Below are 15,852 nucleotides of genomic sequence, written 5' to 3'. Positions count from 1 at the left end.
GGATGCAGATCGGAACCATGTGGGAGGAATCCGTGTCCAGACTGATCGTGATGTTGACGCTCGGTGCGGCGCTGGGGCTGGCATCCCCATCCGCACGAGCCGCGGACGATGCCCCGCTCCCCGCCCTGACCATCGGCCCGGCGCTTCGTGGTGCGGTTCCCCTGCCGACCGCCGAAGCCGATCTGCCGTCCGTCGAGGCGCGGGAATATTTCAAGGTTTCGGACAAAGGCCTGCAGCTGGAATGCCCGACCTTCGATGCGCGGGGCGACCTCCTGTTCTGCGAGGTGTTCGGCGGCACGGTATTTCGCCTGACCCCACAGAAGGAGCTCACGGGCTTCGTGCCGGACGCGGACCTGCGCCCGGCGGGGCTCGCGGTCCATCGGAATGGACGGGTCTACATGGCCGAACTCGGCGATTTCGCCGACCGGGGCTCCGTCGTGTCCATGGCGGCGGACGGCTCGGATCTGCGAACCGTCGTGTCGCGGGACGACGGCTTCCTGCCCGACGACCTCGTGTTCGACAAAGCGGGCGGCTTCTACTTCACCGACTTCAAGGGCGGCTCCAGCATGCCCGTCGGCGGCGTGTACTATGTCGGTCCCGATGGCGGCGCGCCGACCCTCGTCGTGCCGAACCTGCGGATCGCGAACGGCATCGGTCTCAGCCCGGACGAGAAGACCTTGTGGGTGACCGAGCTTGCCGGCGGGCAACTGCACCGCGTGGCTCTTTCGGATCCGACCACGATCGCCCCGTTCGGCTCCTCGGTTGTCTACACGTTCGTGGGTGGCGGCCCGGACTCGCTTCGGATCGATGCGGCCGGCAACGTCTACGTCGCACTCCACGGCCAAGGGCGCATCATGGTGTTCAACCCGTCGGGGTTCCCGATGGGGCAGTATCTCCTGCCGGGGCGAGACAAGGGGCACAACCTGCGTTCGACGTCCATGGTGATCCGTCCCGGAACCGACGAACTTCTCATCTTCACCAATGACTGGGACAAGGGGATGGGCTCGCGCATCTTCGTTGCGCGGGCGCTGGCGCAGGCAACCCCCATGTCGGCGGCGGGGCCGTGAACTTGTCTGCGGCAATGGGATACCTCACCGCAAATCGAAGATGAGCCACCGCCGTCGTTACGTTGCGGAGGCCGGAAGGCTCCTCCGACCGAAGAGGACGAATGGTGTCGCGAGATCGGGCTATCGACGACCTGGAGATCGTCAGTTGGGTGGCGAGGCCTAGGGAAGCGACGCACCAGGCAACGAAAGGTCGTTGCCCGTGCCGACTTGGGCCGACCCTGCCCCCATCGGCAGTCGCTCGTTGTAGCCCAGTAGGAAAAATGCCGCGACGATGAGGATCGCGGCAACGAACCATCCGAGCTTGCCGCTTTCGCGTTCCCGCCGCGCGCCCATGGTGCTGCCATCGAAATCGCGCCCCGCAGCACGACCGTCCAGGCTCGGGTTGGTAGTCATTGTCCAGTCCTTGCGCGGCCAGACAGCACGCAAGCGTGCCGCGTCCGGAAACCGTGCCCTTCGACGATCCAAACGCGTGGGCTCTTCGAAGGTTTCGAAAGCCCGGGTGTGTCGCGCTTGAAATCTTCGATTCAGGCTCGCCGCAATAACCTGAAATCAGATGTCATATTCTATTATGATCAGGCCGCCTCTCGGGGCGTAACGGTCGCTGAAGCCGCAAACATTACAAACCTGTATACAACGTTCATTTGCCATTCATCTCGCGACAGTTATGGGTGCTCGTCACGGGTTCACGAGAAGCGCCTGTCCGCTCCCGTCCCTTCGCGGGCAGGTGCCTATGGCTGGACGTCCCCAACAGGACGTCCAGCTATGCGCCCGGGCCCCTCGACATTCGGATGGGGCTGCCGTCGCTGGGCAGGACTTGCCAATGCGTCGAGAGATGCAACCCAACCGGAAGCCGAACGACCTCCGGTTGGGCGTGCTGCGCCCGTTAGGTTGCCCTTCCGCAGCACCGCTATCCTGGCATGACGGGCTTCGTTCTCCAAGTTGCCGCGGCACTGCGATCCCCGGGGGCTTCGCCGTCGCCGACAGTTCTTCATCGGGAGCGGAGGTCGTGCGGAGGCCTCGAACGTCGCAGCGACGCTGAACCCTTGCGCCCTTCGCAGAGGCGTCGCACCACGCCGACCGGCATCGCTCTTTCAACCCGTATCGGGTTGGTTGCCCTGATCGGGCTGTCGCGCCTGCGCCGCGGCCGGTTCCGATTCTATCGCCATGTATTGCCAGTGACCGCGGCTGTGCCGCCGACGCTGCACCGAACCCAGCCACCGCCAGCGGTAGGCTTGGCCAAGTTCGCCGGTGAATACCTTGACGGGGCGCCAGGCGAACCATCGAGCCCACGGGGCGACGGAACGCGATCGTGACGTCAACCGCATGTCGATTGCTCTTCTCTGGCAGTCCCCATGAACGAAACTAGGGCCGCGGATCACGCGCGCAAGATTCGCGCGGGGTCGGGACAAGTGGCCTTTGGGTTGAGAAGCCCCGCCCTCTACCCGTCGAAATCCACCGGCGCATCGCCTCCGCTATACGGATTGGCAATGCTGATTGCGGGCGGCCGCGTCTGCTCCATCTCCGTACCCACCTATCGAAGTCGGCTCGACGGTGGTGGCACGTGGTTGCGACGGATACCGTCCTGCAATCGCGAGCACGGTCTCGAGCGCGACGCTTGCTGACGGAACGGACGCGGCCATGGACCATCTGTCGAACGACAAGACCAACACCGAGAGCTACAGGATGGAGGGAAAGTGCCCCTTCGGCGGCGATCGGATCGGCGGAGCAGAGGGCAGCCGGCCGACGCTCGAGAACTGGTACCCGCATCGCCTGCGTGTCGAGGTCCTGCATCAGAACGGACTGGCCGCCGATCCCCTCGGCCCGGACTTCGACTACGCCGCCGAATTCAACAAGATCGATCTTGCCGAACTGAAGCGCGACATCAAGGCGTTCCTGACCACCTCCGTTGCGTGGTGGTCCTCGGACTACGGGAACTACGGTCCGCAGATGATCCGCATGGCCTGGCACTCGGCCGGCACCTACCGCATCGCCGACGGGCGCGGCGGCGCGGGCACGGGCATGCAGCGCTTCGCGCCGATCTCGTCCTGGTGGGACAACGGCAACACCGACAAGTCGCGGCGCCTCCTCCAGCCGATCAAGCATAAGTATGGCAACGCGCTGTCCTGGGCCGACCTGATGGTGCTCACCGGCAATTGCGCGCTCAAGATCATGGGCCTTGCGACCTACGGCTTCGGCGGCGGGCGGCTCGACGCGTGGGAGGCCGACAACGCGACCTATTGGGGGCCCGAGGTCCTCGACATGGAGAAGGCGGACGACGTCTCGAAGATGACCGCGCGCGACAAGCGCTGGCGGGGGGAGAACGGCGATCCCGACTACGATCTCGAGAACCCGCTCGCCGCTTCCCACCAGGCGCTGATCTACGTCAACCCGGAGGGCTCCAACGGCGACGGCGACCCGATGGGCGCGGCGCGCGACATCCGCATCACCTTCACGCGCATGGCGATGAACGACGAGGAGACGGTGGCGCTCATCGCCGGCGGCCACGCCTTCGGCAAGAGCCACGGCATGACGCCGTCCCGCGAGATCGGCCCGCCGCCCGAGATGGCGCCGATGGAGGCGATGGGCCTCGGCTGGCACAACCCGCGCGGGACCGGCCACGGCAAGGACACGATGACCAACGGCATCGAGGGCTCCTGGACCCCCGACCCGACGCGCTGGGACAACAGCTATCTCGAGAACCTCTTCCGCTTCGAATGGAGAAAGACGACGAGCCCGGCCGGCTCGATCCAATGGACGCCCGAAGATCCCGACGCGCCGAAGACCCCTGACGCGCACGTCGCGGGGCAGATGAACCCGCTCATGATGATGACCACCGACATCGCGCTGAAGGTGGATCCCGAGTACCGCAAGGTCTGCGAGAAGTTCCTCGCCGACTTCGACGCCTTCACGCAGGCCTTCTCCAAGGCCTGGTACAAGTTGACCCACCGCGACATGGGACCGAGGCACCGCTATCTCGGCCCCGAGGTGACGATCGAGGACGGGCTCCTGTGGCAGGACCCGCTGCCCGAGCGCGACTACGATCTCGTCGGCGAGGCCGAGATCGCCGACCTGAGGGCGCGCATCCGCGATACGGGCCTGTCGGTCTCGGACCTTGCCTTCACCGCCTTCTCGGCGGCCTCCACCTATCGCGACAGCGACAAGCGCGGCGGCGCGAACGGCGGGCGCTTGGCGCTCAGCCCGCAGAAGGACTGGGCCGTCAACCGCCGGACCCTTCCGGTGATCGCGGCGCTGCGCACCGTGATGATCGCGTTCAACGAGGGCCGCGGCGACGGCAAGCGCGTGTCGCTGGCCGACCTCATCGTGCTCGGCGGCTGCGTGGCGGTCGAGCGTGCCGCGAGCGAGGCCGGCGGCGAACTACCGGTGCCCTTCACGCCGGGGCGCGTCGACACCACGCAGGACCTCACTGACATCGAGATGTTCACCTGGCTGAAGCCGGTGGCGGACGGATTCCGCAACTATGTCGACGAGGGTTTCGGCGCGATCGCGACGGGTGTCTCGCCGGAGGAGATGTTCCTCGACAAGGCCAACCTGATGACGCTGACGGCCCCCGAATGGACGGTGCTGACGGCGGGCCTGCGCGCGCTCGGCGCCAACCACGACGGCTCGGGCCAGGGCATCTTCACGGACCGGGTGGGCGTGCTTTCGACCGACTTCTTCCGCAACCTCCTGAGCACGGACCTCGAGTGGCGAAAGCTCGACGAGGGCGCCATGACCTTCGAACTCGCGGATCGCGAGACCGGCGAGCGGCGTTTCACGGCCTCGCGAAACGACCTCGTGTTCGGGTCCAACGCCCAGCTCCGCTCGATCTGCGACGTCTATGCAGGCCGCGATGGGGAGGAGCGCTTCCGGCGTGACTTCGTGCGCGTTTGAGACAAGGTCATGATGCTCGACCGCTTCGACGTGAAGGGCCACCGTCGCCACGCGCCGATGGCAGCCTGATACGCCGGGGCGGCGGGCTCCCGCTCGGCCGCCCCGGCGCCCGAATGCCGAACTGGAGACGTGCGGCCGCTTTGAAGGCACCGTTCGTCGAACGAGAGCCCCGCCACGGACGGAGGTCGGGACTTGCGGGGGTGTCACGGGAAAAGGCCAGAACCCTCACCGAGGACCTGGCCTTCCGCTGCAGTTGCGCGGTGGTCCCTGCGAAGACCGGCCTCGCCGCCTCCCCGGGGGAAAGACCTCGCTCTTCCCCCAGAGCGGCGGCTTGGGCTCAGGCCTTGACGGTGAACGTGGCGACCATGCCGGCCGCGACGTGACCCTTGATGTTGCAGATCAGCTGGTAGGCGCCGGGTTTCAGGTTGACCGTGAGCTTGCCGGACTGGCCTGCCTTGAGGTCGGACACCTCGCCCATGCTCATCAGCTTCTTCTCGTCGACGCGGTTCTTGGCGGGATCGACCTTCAGCGTCTCGCCCGGCTTGTCGAGCTTGATGACCACCATCTCGTGCGGCGTGTTGGCTGCGACGTTGGCGACCTGGAACGTCACCTCGCCGGCCGGCACTTCGGTCTTGTCGAGCTTGATCGCCATCTGGCCGCCGCGTTCGCCCACGAGCTGCACCGAGACGGTCTCGGCGGCGAAGGCGGAGGCGGGGCCGAGGACGGCAAGGACTGCCGCTGCCGCAGCAAGCTTACTAAACTTCATTTTCCTACTCCGGTTTTGAAGGCGCGGTTTATTTGACCCGGTCTTCGTAGGTTGAGTATTGTAGGCTCCGATACTGAATGACAATTCAAGGAACTATACATGTTCGTAACCTCTCGCGCCGAGCACTCCGGCGTTGCGCGACCCCGCCCACTGGCCATGACCATCCGCACGCTGCACTGGCTGACGGCCGGTCTCCTCGTCCTCATGTTCGGGCTCGCCTGGACCTTCGACGCACTCGGCCCCAGCGACACCGGCGCGTCGCTGGTCGCCCTGCACCAGTCCTTCGGCCTCCTGATCCTCGTCGTCGTCGCCGCGCGCATCGTCTGGCGCGTGACCCATCCGATCGAGCCGCTGCCCGGCGACACGCAGCGCTGGGAGATGCGTCTGGCGACGCTGGTGCAGGCCACGCTCTACGCGCTCCTCGTCGCCATGCCGCTTGTCGGCTGGTACGCCTCGGCGCTGTCGGGCGACACGATCCGCTTCTTCGGCGTCGCGCTGCCCGATCTCGTGACGATGAACGAGGACCGGAGCGACCAGCTCTTCGAGATTCACGCAACGATCGGCTGGGCGATTCTCGCGCTCACCGCGCTGCACGTCGCGGGCGCCCTCAACCACCAGTTCATCCGGCGCGACGGCCTCCTGAACCGCATGCGGATCTGGTGACGAACGAGCCGTGGCCGGGCGTGGACCGCATCTCTCGCGAAGGTGCCGGAGGGGAACTCCTATACGCTTTCGTATAGCCGCAACCGCCTCGCCGCTTGCCCGCTTGTCGGTGTATCGCCAAGCAAGGCGCCCCATGCGCACGATGCTCCTGACCGCATCCCTTCTCCTGGCCGGCCTCTCCGGCATGACCCTTCCCGCACTTGCCCGGACGCAGGCGCAACCATCTGGAGCGGCCGGTGTCCGACCGGCGCGATGGATGCCGCCATCAAGCAGGACCCAAGACAACGCGAAGCAAACGGCTTTGCCCAGCCAATGCCGGCAGGACAACCGGAAGGACCGATCCGGATCTTCGCATCAAGTCGCCTGCGTCCCGAATAGGGCGCCGATCACCGCTGTCGCGGCCATGGCCAGCGCACCCCAGAAGGCGACGCGCGCCGTGGCCTTCAGAACGTCAGCCCCGCCGGCCCTGGCACCGATCGCGCCGAGGAACGCCAGGAACAGGAGCGAGGCGATCGACACAGCCGGCACCAAGAGGGTGGTCGGTGCGAAGGACGCCGCTGCAAGCGGAAGGGCGGCGCCGACGGCGAACGTCGCCGCAGAGGTCAGCGCCGCCTGGATCGGCCGCGCTGCGGTCTCCTCTGCCATGCCGAGCTCGTCCCGAAGATGGGCGCCGAGCGCATCGCGAGCCATGAGCTGACGGGCGACCTCGGCGGCAAGAGCGGGCTCCAGTCCGCGTGCCTCGTAGATCCCGGCCAGCTCGCGCGCTTCCTCCTCGGGCTGCTCGGCGAGCTCCCGGCGCTCGCGTTCCGTATCGGCCCGCTCGGTGTCGGACTGCGAGCTGACAGAGACGTACTCGCCCGCCGCCATCGACATGGCGCCCGCCACGAGGCCCGCCGTGCCTGCAAGAAGAATGTCGCGTGGGGCCGCGGACGCGGACGCGACGCCGACGATCAGGCTCGCCGTCGACACGATGCCGTCGTTGGCGCCGAGCACCGCGGCACGCAGCCAGCCGATGCGGGAGACGAGATGACGCTCGGGATGTCGGACGGGCGAAGGCATGGATGTTCCTCCCGCGGTGGCGGCGCTCGGTTCGGGCACCCTGTTCCCCGGCGGATAAATGGCAGCGTGGGCCGCGACGGCGAGCCGGGCCGACGATGTCGTGGGGTCAGATCGCGGTGGTCCTTCTCGCGTCGTCCATCGGACCGCGAGCCTACATCCGGAGGACCACCTCGCGAGAGCCAGAACAATCCGGACGATGCCGGAAGATGAGATCCCACGCGCCATCTCGTCGACGACGCTCGGCGAGGCTCTTTTCGGGGACCATTTGCACGGCATTTCCGCCAAGCGGGCGGCGGCCGTTCGCGGCTTTTGCGGGTTGAGGCCCGGCCTTCGTCATGGCCCTTGCGCCGGGTCGGCGATTCCGGCAGCCTCGTTCGGCATACCACCGTTCTGCCTCTCCCAGTCCGTGTCGAAGCGCGGCCGATATCGAAGACGCTCCAGCCCACACCGCCCTCCACCCTCTGGGAGATAGAACCATGAAGTCGGTCCTGATTGCCGCCGCGCTTGCCCTTCTCGGTCTCACCCGAATGGCCGTCGCCGACGACGCGGTGATCCGCATCGCCACCGAAGGTGCCTATCCTCCCTTCAACTTCGTGCAACCGGACGGCTCGCTCGCCGGCCTCGACGTCGATATGGCAAAAGCCCTCTGCGCCGAGATGAAGGCCGAGTGCACCATCGTTGCGCAGGATTGGGACGGGATCATTCCGGCTCTGATGGCCAACAAGTTCGATGCGATCGTCGCCTCGATGAGCATCACCGAGGAGCGCAAGAAACAGGTCGACTTCACCGACAAGTATTACACGACGCCGCTCGCCGTCACCGTGCTCAAGGACAGCCCGCTGGAGGGCGTCGCCGCCGCAGACTTGGACGGCAAGACGGTGGGCGCCCAGGCCGGGACCACGCAGGCCAACTACGCCGAGGACGTCTACGCCAAGGCCGGCGTCGACGTGAAGCTCTATCCGGCGCAGGACGACGCCGCGACCGATCTCTTGAACGGGCGTCTCGATGCCATGATCTCCGACAAGTTCGTCGTGGTCGATTGGCTGAACAAGGCGGGCAAGGACTGTTGCCGGCTTCTGGGCGACGTGCCCGGCACCGCGACCGAGGCCGGCATCGCAGTTCGCAAGGGCGACGACGCCCTGCGGGAGCGTTTCAATACCGCGATCAAGGCGATCGTCGCCAACGGCACCTATGGGCAGATCGTCAGCAAGTACTTTCCCTTCGACATCTATTGAGGGAAAGAGCGCCGCTGCCCCCGGCGCGAGCCATCCGATTGAAGTGAGCGCATGAAGACCGACGTCATCGTGTTGGGGGCCGGGATCGTCGGTGTGTCGGCGGCGCTGCATCTGCAGGCGCGCGGGCGCAACGTGGTCCTGGTCGATAAAGGCGAGCCCGGCCAAGGCACGAGCTATGGCAATGCCGGGCTGATCGAGCGCTCCAGCGTCGTGCCCTACGCCTTCCCCCGCAGCCTCGCGACCGTGCTGCGCTATGCGCTCAACCGCTCGTCGGATGTGCGTTACGATCCGCGCGACCTCCTGCATGTCGCGCCTTTCCTGTTTCGCTACTGGCGTCAGTCCTCGCCGCGCAATCTCGCGGTCGCGACGAAGGCGATGCTGCCGCTGATCGAGGCCAGCGTCGTCGAGCACGACGCGCTGATCGAGGCCGCCGGTGCCGGCGACCTCGTCCGGGCGAAAGGCTGGATCGCCGCCTACCGGACGCCGAAGCGCTTCGAGGCCGCCGCCGCCGAGGCAGCCTCCCTTTCGCCGCACGGCCTGGCGATGACGGTTCTCGACGCGGACGGCCTCGCCGGCCTCGAACCGTCGATCGCGACCGGCACCAAGGGCGTTTTCGGCGCGATCCACTGGCTGGATCCCAAGACCGTCACCGATCCCGGCGAACTGACCCGGCGCTATGCAGGGCTCTTCGCAGAGCGCGGCGGCACGATCCTCCGGGGCGAGGCGACGAGCCTGGCCAAGACCGAACCCGGTTGGTCCGTCGAGACGGAGTGGGGGCGGATCGAGGCCGCCGACACCGTCGTCGCACTGGCGTCGAAGGCGGGCTCGATCTTCCGCCGCCTCGGTTATGCGATCCCGCTCGGCATCAAGCGCGGCTATCATCGTCACTACCGCCTGCCGGCCGGGGTCGCCCTCCATCATTCGGTCGTCGACGAGGAGGCCGGCTATGTGCTGGCACCGATGCGCCAGGGCGTCCGCCTCACCACCGGCATCGAGTTCGCCCAGTCCGACCGCCCGGCGAATGCCCGTCAGATCGACCATGCCGAGCGGTGGGCGCGGCAGTTGCTGCCGCTCGGTCAGCCGGTCGAGGCATCGCCCTGGCTCGGTCACCGCCCCTGCCTGCCGGACATGCGCCCCGTCATCGGCCCGGCCCATCGCCACAAGGGGCTCTGGTTCAATTTCGGGCATGCTCATCACGGGCTGACGATTGGTCCCGCCAGCGGCCGCCTTCTGGCGGAACTCCTCACGGGCGCTGCGCCCTTCGTCGACCCCGCACCCTACAGCAGCAGTCGTTTCGGATAGACCGAGTGGCCGAAGGGGCCGTCGACCGACGAACGACAGGCGCCGCCACGGGGCGGTCTTCGCAAGTTCCGCTGCGAGTTGACCGGCCGCTGCTGCGCTCACGAGCCCGAAGGCCGTCCGTCCGCTTCCCCACGAGTTCGCCGGATCAGAGTGTCACAAGCCGTTCTCTGATCACACCAAGGACGATTTCGGCGAGCACGCTCACGGTCGAGTCTTGATCGCCCTCCGCACGAACGAGCGCCGACCATGACGTGTTGCGGGCCGGAGCGTCGGAGGCCGACGGCATCGTTCACACGGCCTTCGGCCTCGACCTTTCGCAGATCGTCAAACTGGCCGAGGAGGAACGCCGCGCGATCGAGACGTTCGCGGACGTGTTTGAAGGCTCCCGCCGTCCCATCGTCGTCACCGGAGGCGTCCTCCTGATGCCGAAGGGAGAAGTGTTTGACGAGAGCGCCCGGCCTCCAGTCGACCCTGCCTTCCCCCGTGCATCCGAGCAGACGGCCTTCGCGCTGGCTGAGCGCGGCATCCACGCCTCCGTCGTTCGCAATCCGCGCTCCGTGCATGGCCAGCGCGAGCGCCACGGGTTCGTCCCTATGCTCGCGGCCGTAGCCCGCAAGACGGGCGTGTCCGCCTATATCGAGGACGGAAGCAATCTCTGGCCGGCGGTCCATCGTCTGGACTCGGCGCGGGTTTATCGGCTTGCACTCGAGCGCGGCGCCTGCGGAGAAGCGTTCCATGCGATCGCCGAGGAAGGCATCCCGTTCCAGCGGATCGCCGAGGCGATCGGCCGGCAGGTCGGTGTCCCAGCGCGGTCGATGTCGCGCGAGGAGGCCGAGGCCCACTTCGGCGGATTGGCCGTCTGGGTCGCTGGAAACGGGCCGGCCTCGTCTCGTCGGACGAGGGACGCACTCGGCTGGGAGCCCAGGGAGAATGGCCTTCTTGCCGACATCGAGCGTCGGAACTACTCGGAATGAGGAGGGCCGGCGTCTCCGGCGCATGACGGCCAGCCAGCGAACCACCTTCGTCGCCGTCGCCGTGGTGGCACCCGCGCTTGTGGCGGTTCACGCTAAGCCTCAGCACGTCGTCGCCAAGAGCGACTGACACTTTCACCGTAGGCTCGACACAAGACGCCAGCCTGCGTCCGTCAGCGCGGGCGGCTTGACGCAAGCGGTTCGTCGAAGCGGTCCGGCCGCAAACGACCCGCCGACATCCGATGAGTTCCGCGAAGCGGACGTTGCACCGTGCGCGATCGCCGGGGCGGGTGAAAGATCGACGGCGGGCGGACCAGCGCTTCAGTTCGATCGACGTGGGGTTTCGCTGCCCGGTGCACCATTCCGTCGGTCGTGCGCGTGCCGCCAAGGGCGGATCACCCACGGAAGAGACGGATCGAGCTCGACATAGCGATATCCAAGGGCCGAGAGCGGGCCCTCCTTGCTGCGAATTCACTTGCGTGCAGCCGCTCGCCTTCCTCAATCTCCCGGACGGCTTATGTCGCCACCCGTCATCGGTCGAAGGTTCGGCTTCCATGGTTCGCTGGCTGTTGCTTCTGATCGGCGTCCTTGCGGCCGTGTTCGCCTTCGAGCGCGACAGGCTTGCGCCCTACGCTCCGGAGGCCCTGGCATCGATCCTTCGGGGCGGGGCGAGCGAAACGTCGAGTGCGTCCTCATCGAGATCGCAGGGCGCACGCAGCGGCGGCGCGCCGGTCGCGGTGGAGGTGGCGACGGCCGAGGACGGCGCGCTCCCGATCCTGCGCGACACGATCGGAACGATCCTGCCCGCCGCCTCCACCGTCATGACCTCGGACACGGCCGGCACGGTCGCCTCGGTCGCCGTCGCCGACGGCGCCACGGTCAAGCGCGGTGACCGTCTCGTTTCCCTGGACGATCGAGTCGCGAAGGCGCAGATCGAGAAGGACCGGGCCGCGCTGGCACGCGACCAGGTGACGCTCGACCAGGCGAACCGGGATCTGGAACGGGCGGCGGCGCTCCTGAAGTCCGGTGCGTTCACCGCGCAGCAAGGCGAGGATGCCCGAAGCGCCGCCGAGGTCGCGGCCGCCGTGGTGGAGGTCGACCGGGCGGCGCTGCAGGCCGATCAGGTGGTGCTCGACAAGCTGACGATCCGCGCTCCCTTCGATGGTCGGCTCGGCGCCTTCCAGGTCTCGGTCGGCGCTCTCGTCACGCCGGGCAGCGAGATCGTTCGGGTGACGCAGACCTCTCCCATCTATGCCGGTTTCACCCTTGCGCAGGAGGATCTCCCGCTCATCCAGAAGGCGCTCGCCGCCGGCATGCTGACGGTGTCGCTGAAGGCTGCGGGCGAGGAGGTCGCGCGCAGGCAGGCGCGCGTCAGCTTCATCGACGACGCCGTGGATGCGGCTTCGGGAACCTTCGCCCTGCGTGCGCTGATCGACAATCCGGACGGCCTTCTCGTTCCCGGCCAGGCCATTTCCGTCACCGTCAAGGCCGGGGAGCGGGATGGGCTGGTTCTCGTACCGACGGTTGCCGTCCAACCGCGCCAGGACGGAAGCGTCGTCTACGTCCTCCGGGACGATGGCACGGTCGCGCTTCGCAAGGTGGAGGTTGCCCTCGTGAACGACGATCGCACGGGCCTGTCGGCCAGCCTCGAGACGGGCGAGCGCGTCGTGACGGAAGGGCAGAGCGGCCTGACCGACGGCGCCAGGGTCAAGGTCGCGGCCGATGCGGCGACGCCCGCGCCGGCCGCCGGCGTGACGGCTGCCGAAACGAGCCCGCAGGCGGCGAACCCATGAACGTTTCCGGGTTCTTCATCCGGCGGCCCGTCGCCACGATCCTCCTCTGCTTCGCCGTGCTCCTCGCGGGCATCGCGGCGTATCGCCTGCTGCCGGTCGCGGCCCTGCCGCAGGCGGACTACCCGACGATCAGCGTCTCGGCGCAACTTGCCGGTGCCTCGCCCGACACGATGGCGAGCGCGGTCGCGACACCGCTCATCAAACAGTTCGAGACGATCGACGGCGTCGACACGATCAGCGCACGCTCCTCGCTCGGCAACACGCAGATCACCGTGCAGTTCACCCTCACGCGCGACATCGACGCGGCGGCCGCCGACATCCAGGCCGCCATCGCCCGCAGCGCCCGGCAACTGCCCGACAACATGACCTCGCCGCCGAGCTATCGGAAGGCGAACCCGGCCGACGCGCCGATCCTTCTCCTCGACCTCGTCTCGGACGGCACGCCGCTGACGGAGGTGGACGATCTCGCCGAGAACGTCGTCTCTCCCGCTCTGTCGACCATCCAGGGCGTCGCGCAGGCGCAGGTCTACGGTGGCAAGACCTATGCGGTGCGCATCCGGGCCGATCCCGACAAGCTGGCGGCCCGCTCGCTCAGCCTGTCCGACGTCGCCGACGCGTTGTCGGCCGCCAACAGCCAGACGCCGACGGGCACGATCCAGACCGGCGGGCAGGCGCTCACGATCGATACGCCGACGCAGCGCACGAACGCCGCGGAGTTCCGCACCCTGGTGATCGCGCGGCCGAACGGCGTGCCGGTGCGCCTCGGCGACGTGGCGGCGGTCTCGGACAGCGTCGAGAACCTCAACCAGGGGAGCTGGCTCGACGGTCGAGCCGCCATCGTCCTCGCCGTGCAGCGCCAGCCGGGCGCCAACACGGTGGAGGTGGTGAACGCGATCCGCGCGAAGCTGCCGGAGCTCGAGGCGTCTCTCCCGGCCTCCGTCCAGCTGCAGGTCGTCAACGACGCCTCCACCTCGATCAGCGCCGCGATCGCCGACGTGGAAGAAACGCTGACGCTCACGATCGGCCTCGTGATCCTCGTGATCTATCTCTTTCTCGGACGGGTCTCGGCCACGCTGATCCCCGCTCTCGCCGTGCCCTTGTCGCTCGTGGCGACCTTCGGCGCGATGTACGTGCTCGGCTTCTCCATCGACAATCTGTCGCTCCTGGCGCTGACCCTGTCGGTCGGTCTCGTGGTGGACGACGCGATCGTCATGCTCGAGAACATCGTGCGCCACGTGGAGGAAGGCATGACGCCGATGGCGGCGGCCCTCAAGGGTAGCGGCGAGGTGGCGGGCACGATCGTCTCGATGTCGCTCTCGCTCGTCGCGGTGTTCCTGCCGATCCTTCTGATGGGCGGTGTGGTCGGCCGCGTCCTCAACGAATTCGGCGTCGTCGTCGCTCTGTCCATCCTCGCCTCGGCGCTCGTCTCGTTGACGGTGACGCCGATGCTCGCCGCGCGGCTGCCGGCGGCCCATGCTTCGACGCAGGGCTTTGCCGCCGCCTTCACCCGCCTCTTCGATCGCGCCACCCTGAGATACGGTCTCATGGTGGACTGGTGCCTGAGGCGTCGCGGCTTCGTCATGGCGATCTTCGTCCTGTCCTTCGCGGGCTCGGCGGCGCTGTTCGCGACGCTGCCGCACTCGTTCTTCCCGCAGGAGGACAACGGGCTCCTCACCATCTCCACACAGGCCCGGCAGGACATCTCCTACGAGGCGATGAGCGCGTTGCAGGCCCGGGCTGCTGCGGCGGCGCGAGCCGATCCCGCCGTCGCCTTCGTCACGTCGACGCTCGGCGGCGGGCCGGCCGGCGCGACGTTCAACGCCGGCTCCATGTTCGTGCAGCTGAAGCCCAAGGACGAGCGCCCGCCCCTCGAGGAGACGCTGGCCTCGCTACGCCGTGAGCTCGGCACGATCGTCGGGCTGAAGAGCTTCGCGACGCCTGTCCAGAGCCTGCGCTTCGGCGGCCGCTCGACGCAAAGCCAGTACCAGCTCGTGGTCCAGTCGCTGGACTCCGCGGCCGCCCGACAATGGTCGGGTCGCCTGTTCGACGCCATGCACGCCGACGCCTCGCATTTCGTCGACGTCGCGACCGATCTCCAGGACAACGGCCTGCAGCAGCGCATCAGCGTCGACCAGGACCGCGTCGACGCGCTCGGCGTTTCGGCTGAGAGCCTGCGCAACGCCCTGGAAGCGGGCTTCGGCACGTTCACGGCCGCGCAGATCCAGTCCACGGGCAACAGCTACGACGTCATTCTGGAATACGATCAGGACATCCCCTGGACCCAGGCGCGTCTTGCCGCCATCCGCGTGCCGGCGGCGGACGGAACGCTCGTTCCCCTTTCGGCCTTCGCCCGTGTCTCGCGCGAGGCCGGACCGGTGACGGTGAACCAGGCCGGCCAGCTCACCGCGGTCACCCTGTCCTTCAACTTGCCGGCCGGCGTGTCGCTCGGCACGGCGACGACCGCGCTCGATGCGATCAAGCAACAGATCGGCCTGCCGGCGACGGTCTCGACGTCCTATGCGGGCACCGCCCAGGTGTTCGAGCAGGCGACGGGCAATCTCGGCCTCCTGATCGGCGCGGCGGTGGTGGTGATCTACCTTGTGCTCGGCATCCTCTACGAAAGCTTCATCCACCCGCTGACGATCCTGTCCGGCCTTCCCTCCGCCGCCTTCGGTGCGCTGGCGGCGCTGGACTGGTTCGGCTTCGACCTGTCGATCATCGCGGTCATCGGGCTCCTGATGCTCATCGGCATCGTCAAGAAGAACGCGATCATGATGATCGACGTCGCCCTGCAGTTCCGCCGCGAGGACGACTGGACGGCGCCGGAAGCCATCCGCGAGGCCTGCCTCCGGCGCTTCCGCCCGATCATGATGACGACGTTCTGCGCGCTTCTCGGTGTCCTGCCCATCGCGCTCGGCACCGGCGTCTCCTCCGAACTGCGCCAACCCCTCGGCGTCGCCGTCGTCGGCGGCCTTCTCGTCAGCCAGGCGCTGACGCTGTTCATCACCCCGGTGATCTTCGTCGAGATCGAGCGCCTGACGGCTTTCGCGCGGCATAAGCTCGGCCGTCTCCGAGCCGTCGCCCCGTGAACGGGTGACACCGATC

10 protein-coding genes and 1 pseudogene are annotated in these 15,852 nt (G+C 67.6%); 8 read left to right on the top strand and 3 right to left on the bottom strand.

From position 1 onward, the window contains the following. Positions 1-32: 32 nt before the first annotated feature. Positions 33-1,067, top strand: coding sequence for an SMP-30/gluconolactonase/LRE family protein (locus AUL34_RS10835; protein ID WP_082653319.1), 1,035 nt, complete (start codon positions 33-35; stop codon positions 1,065-1,067). A 159-nt stretch (positions 1,068-1,226) separates the two neighbouring features. On the opposite strand, the gene AUL34_RS22240 is transcribed toward AUL34_RS10835, so the two are convergent. After that, positions 1,227-1,493, bottom strand: a complete 267-nt coding sequence (locus AUL34_RS22240) for a hypothetical protein (RefSeq protein ID WP_156420882.1) — start codon at positions 1,491-1,493, stop codon at positions 1,227-1,229. A gap of 1,212 nt (positions 1,494-2,705) precedes the next feature. Between AUL34_RS22240 and katG the strand changes: the two are divergent. Beyond that, positions 2,706-5,027 (top strand): annotated as a pseudogene (gene katG / locus AUL34_RS10830) (catalase/peroxidase HPI). A 268-nt stretch (positions 5,028-5,295) separates the two neighbouring features. On the opposite strand, the gene AUL34_RS10825 reads toward katG, so the two are convergent. Continuing rightward, positions 5,296-5,724 carry a plastocyanin/azurin family copper-binding protein gene (locus tag AUL34_RS10825; RefSeq protein WP_061933731.1) on the bottom strand — a complete coding sequence of 143 codons (429 nt, stop codon included), beginning with the start codon at positions 5,722-5,724 and terminating at the stop codon, positions 5,296-5,298. A 99-nt stretch (positions 5,725-5,823) separates the two neighbouring features. On the opposite strand from AUL34_RS10825, the gene AUL34_RS10820 reads away from it, so the two are divergent. Then, positions 5,824-6,387, top strand: a complete 564-nt coding sequence (locus tag AUL34_RS10820; RefSeq protein WP_082653305.1) for a cytochrome b — start codon at positions 5,824-5,826, stop codon at positions 6,385-6,387. Positions 6,388-6,741: 354 nt separating this feature from the next. On the opposite strand, the gene AUL34_RS10815 is transcribed toward AUL34_RS10820, so the two are convergent. Beyond that, complete coding sequence (locus tag AUL34_RS10815; RefSeq protein WP_061933729.1) at positions 6,742-7,446, bottom strand: VIT family protein; 705 nt, start codon at positions 7,444-7,446, stop codon at positions 6,742-6,744. A 476-nt stretch (positions 7,447-7,922) separates the two neighbouring features. On the opposite strand from AUL34_RS10815, the gene AUL34_RS10810 reads away from it, so the two are divergent. The 5 genes from AUL34_RS10810 to AUL34_RS10790 all read left to right on the top strand — a co-directional run bounded on the left by AUL34_RS10810 (position 7,923) and on the right by AUL34_RS10790 (position 15,836). Further along, positions 7,923-8,681: an ABC transporter substrate-binding protein gene (locus AUL34_RS10810; RefSeq protein ID WP_061933728.1), complete on the top strand. Its 759-nt coding sequence runs from the start codon at positions 7,923-7,925 to the stop codon at positions 8,679-8,681. Positions 8,682-8,732: 51 nt separating this feature from the next. Further along, entirely contained in the window at positions 8,733-9,983 is a 1,251-nt protein-coding gene (locus AUL34_RS10805) for an FAD-binding oxidoreductase (RefSeq protein WP_061933727.1), read from the top strand. Between the two features lie 251 nt (positions 9,984-10,234). Then, positions 10,235-10,957: a 3-beta hydroxysteroid dehydrogenase gene (locus tag AUL34_RS10800; protein WP_156420881.1), complete on the top strand. Its 723-nt coding sequence runs from the start codon at positions 10,235-10,237 to the stop codon at positions 10,955-10,957. Between the two features lie 551 nt (positions 10,958-11,508). Next, positions 11,509-12,747 (top strand): efflux RND transporter periplasmic adaptor subunit, encoded by a 1,239-nt coding sequence (locus AUL34_RS10795; RefSeq protein WP_061933725.1) that lies wholly within the window; start codon positions 11,509-11,511, stop codon positions 12,745-12,747. Beyond that, on the top strand, positions 12,744-15,836 hold the full coding sequence (locus tag AUL34_RS10790; RefSeq protein ID WP_061933724.1) for an efflux RND transporter permease subunit: 3,093 nt from the start codon (positions 12,744-12,746) through the stop codon (positions 15,834-15,836). Before AUL34_RS10795 ends, AUL34_RS10790 begins: the two co-directional genes overlap by 4 nt. The last annotated feature ends 16 nt before the right edge of the window (positions 15,837-15,852 follow it).

It is taken from the genome of Aureimonas sp. AU22 (assembly GCF_001463745.1).
Taxonomy (GTDB): domain Bacteria; phylum Pseudomonadota; class Alphaproteobacteria; order Rhizobiales; family Rhizobiaceae; genus Aureimonas.
Note: the sequence above shows the minus strand (reverse complement) of the source record. Positions and strands in the feature narration are given on the sequence as shown.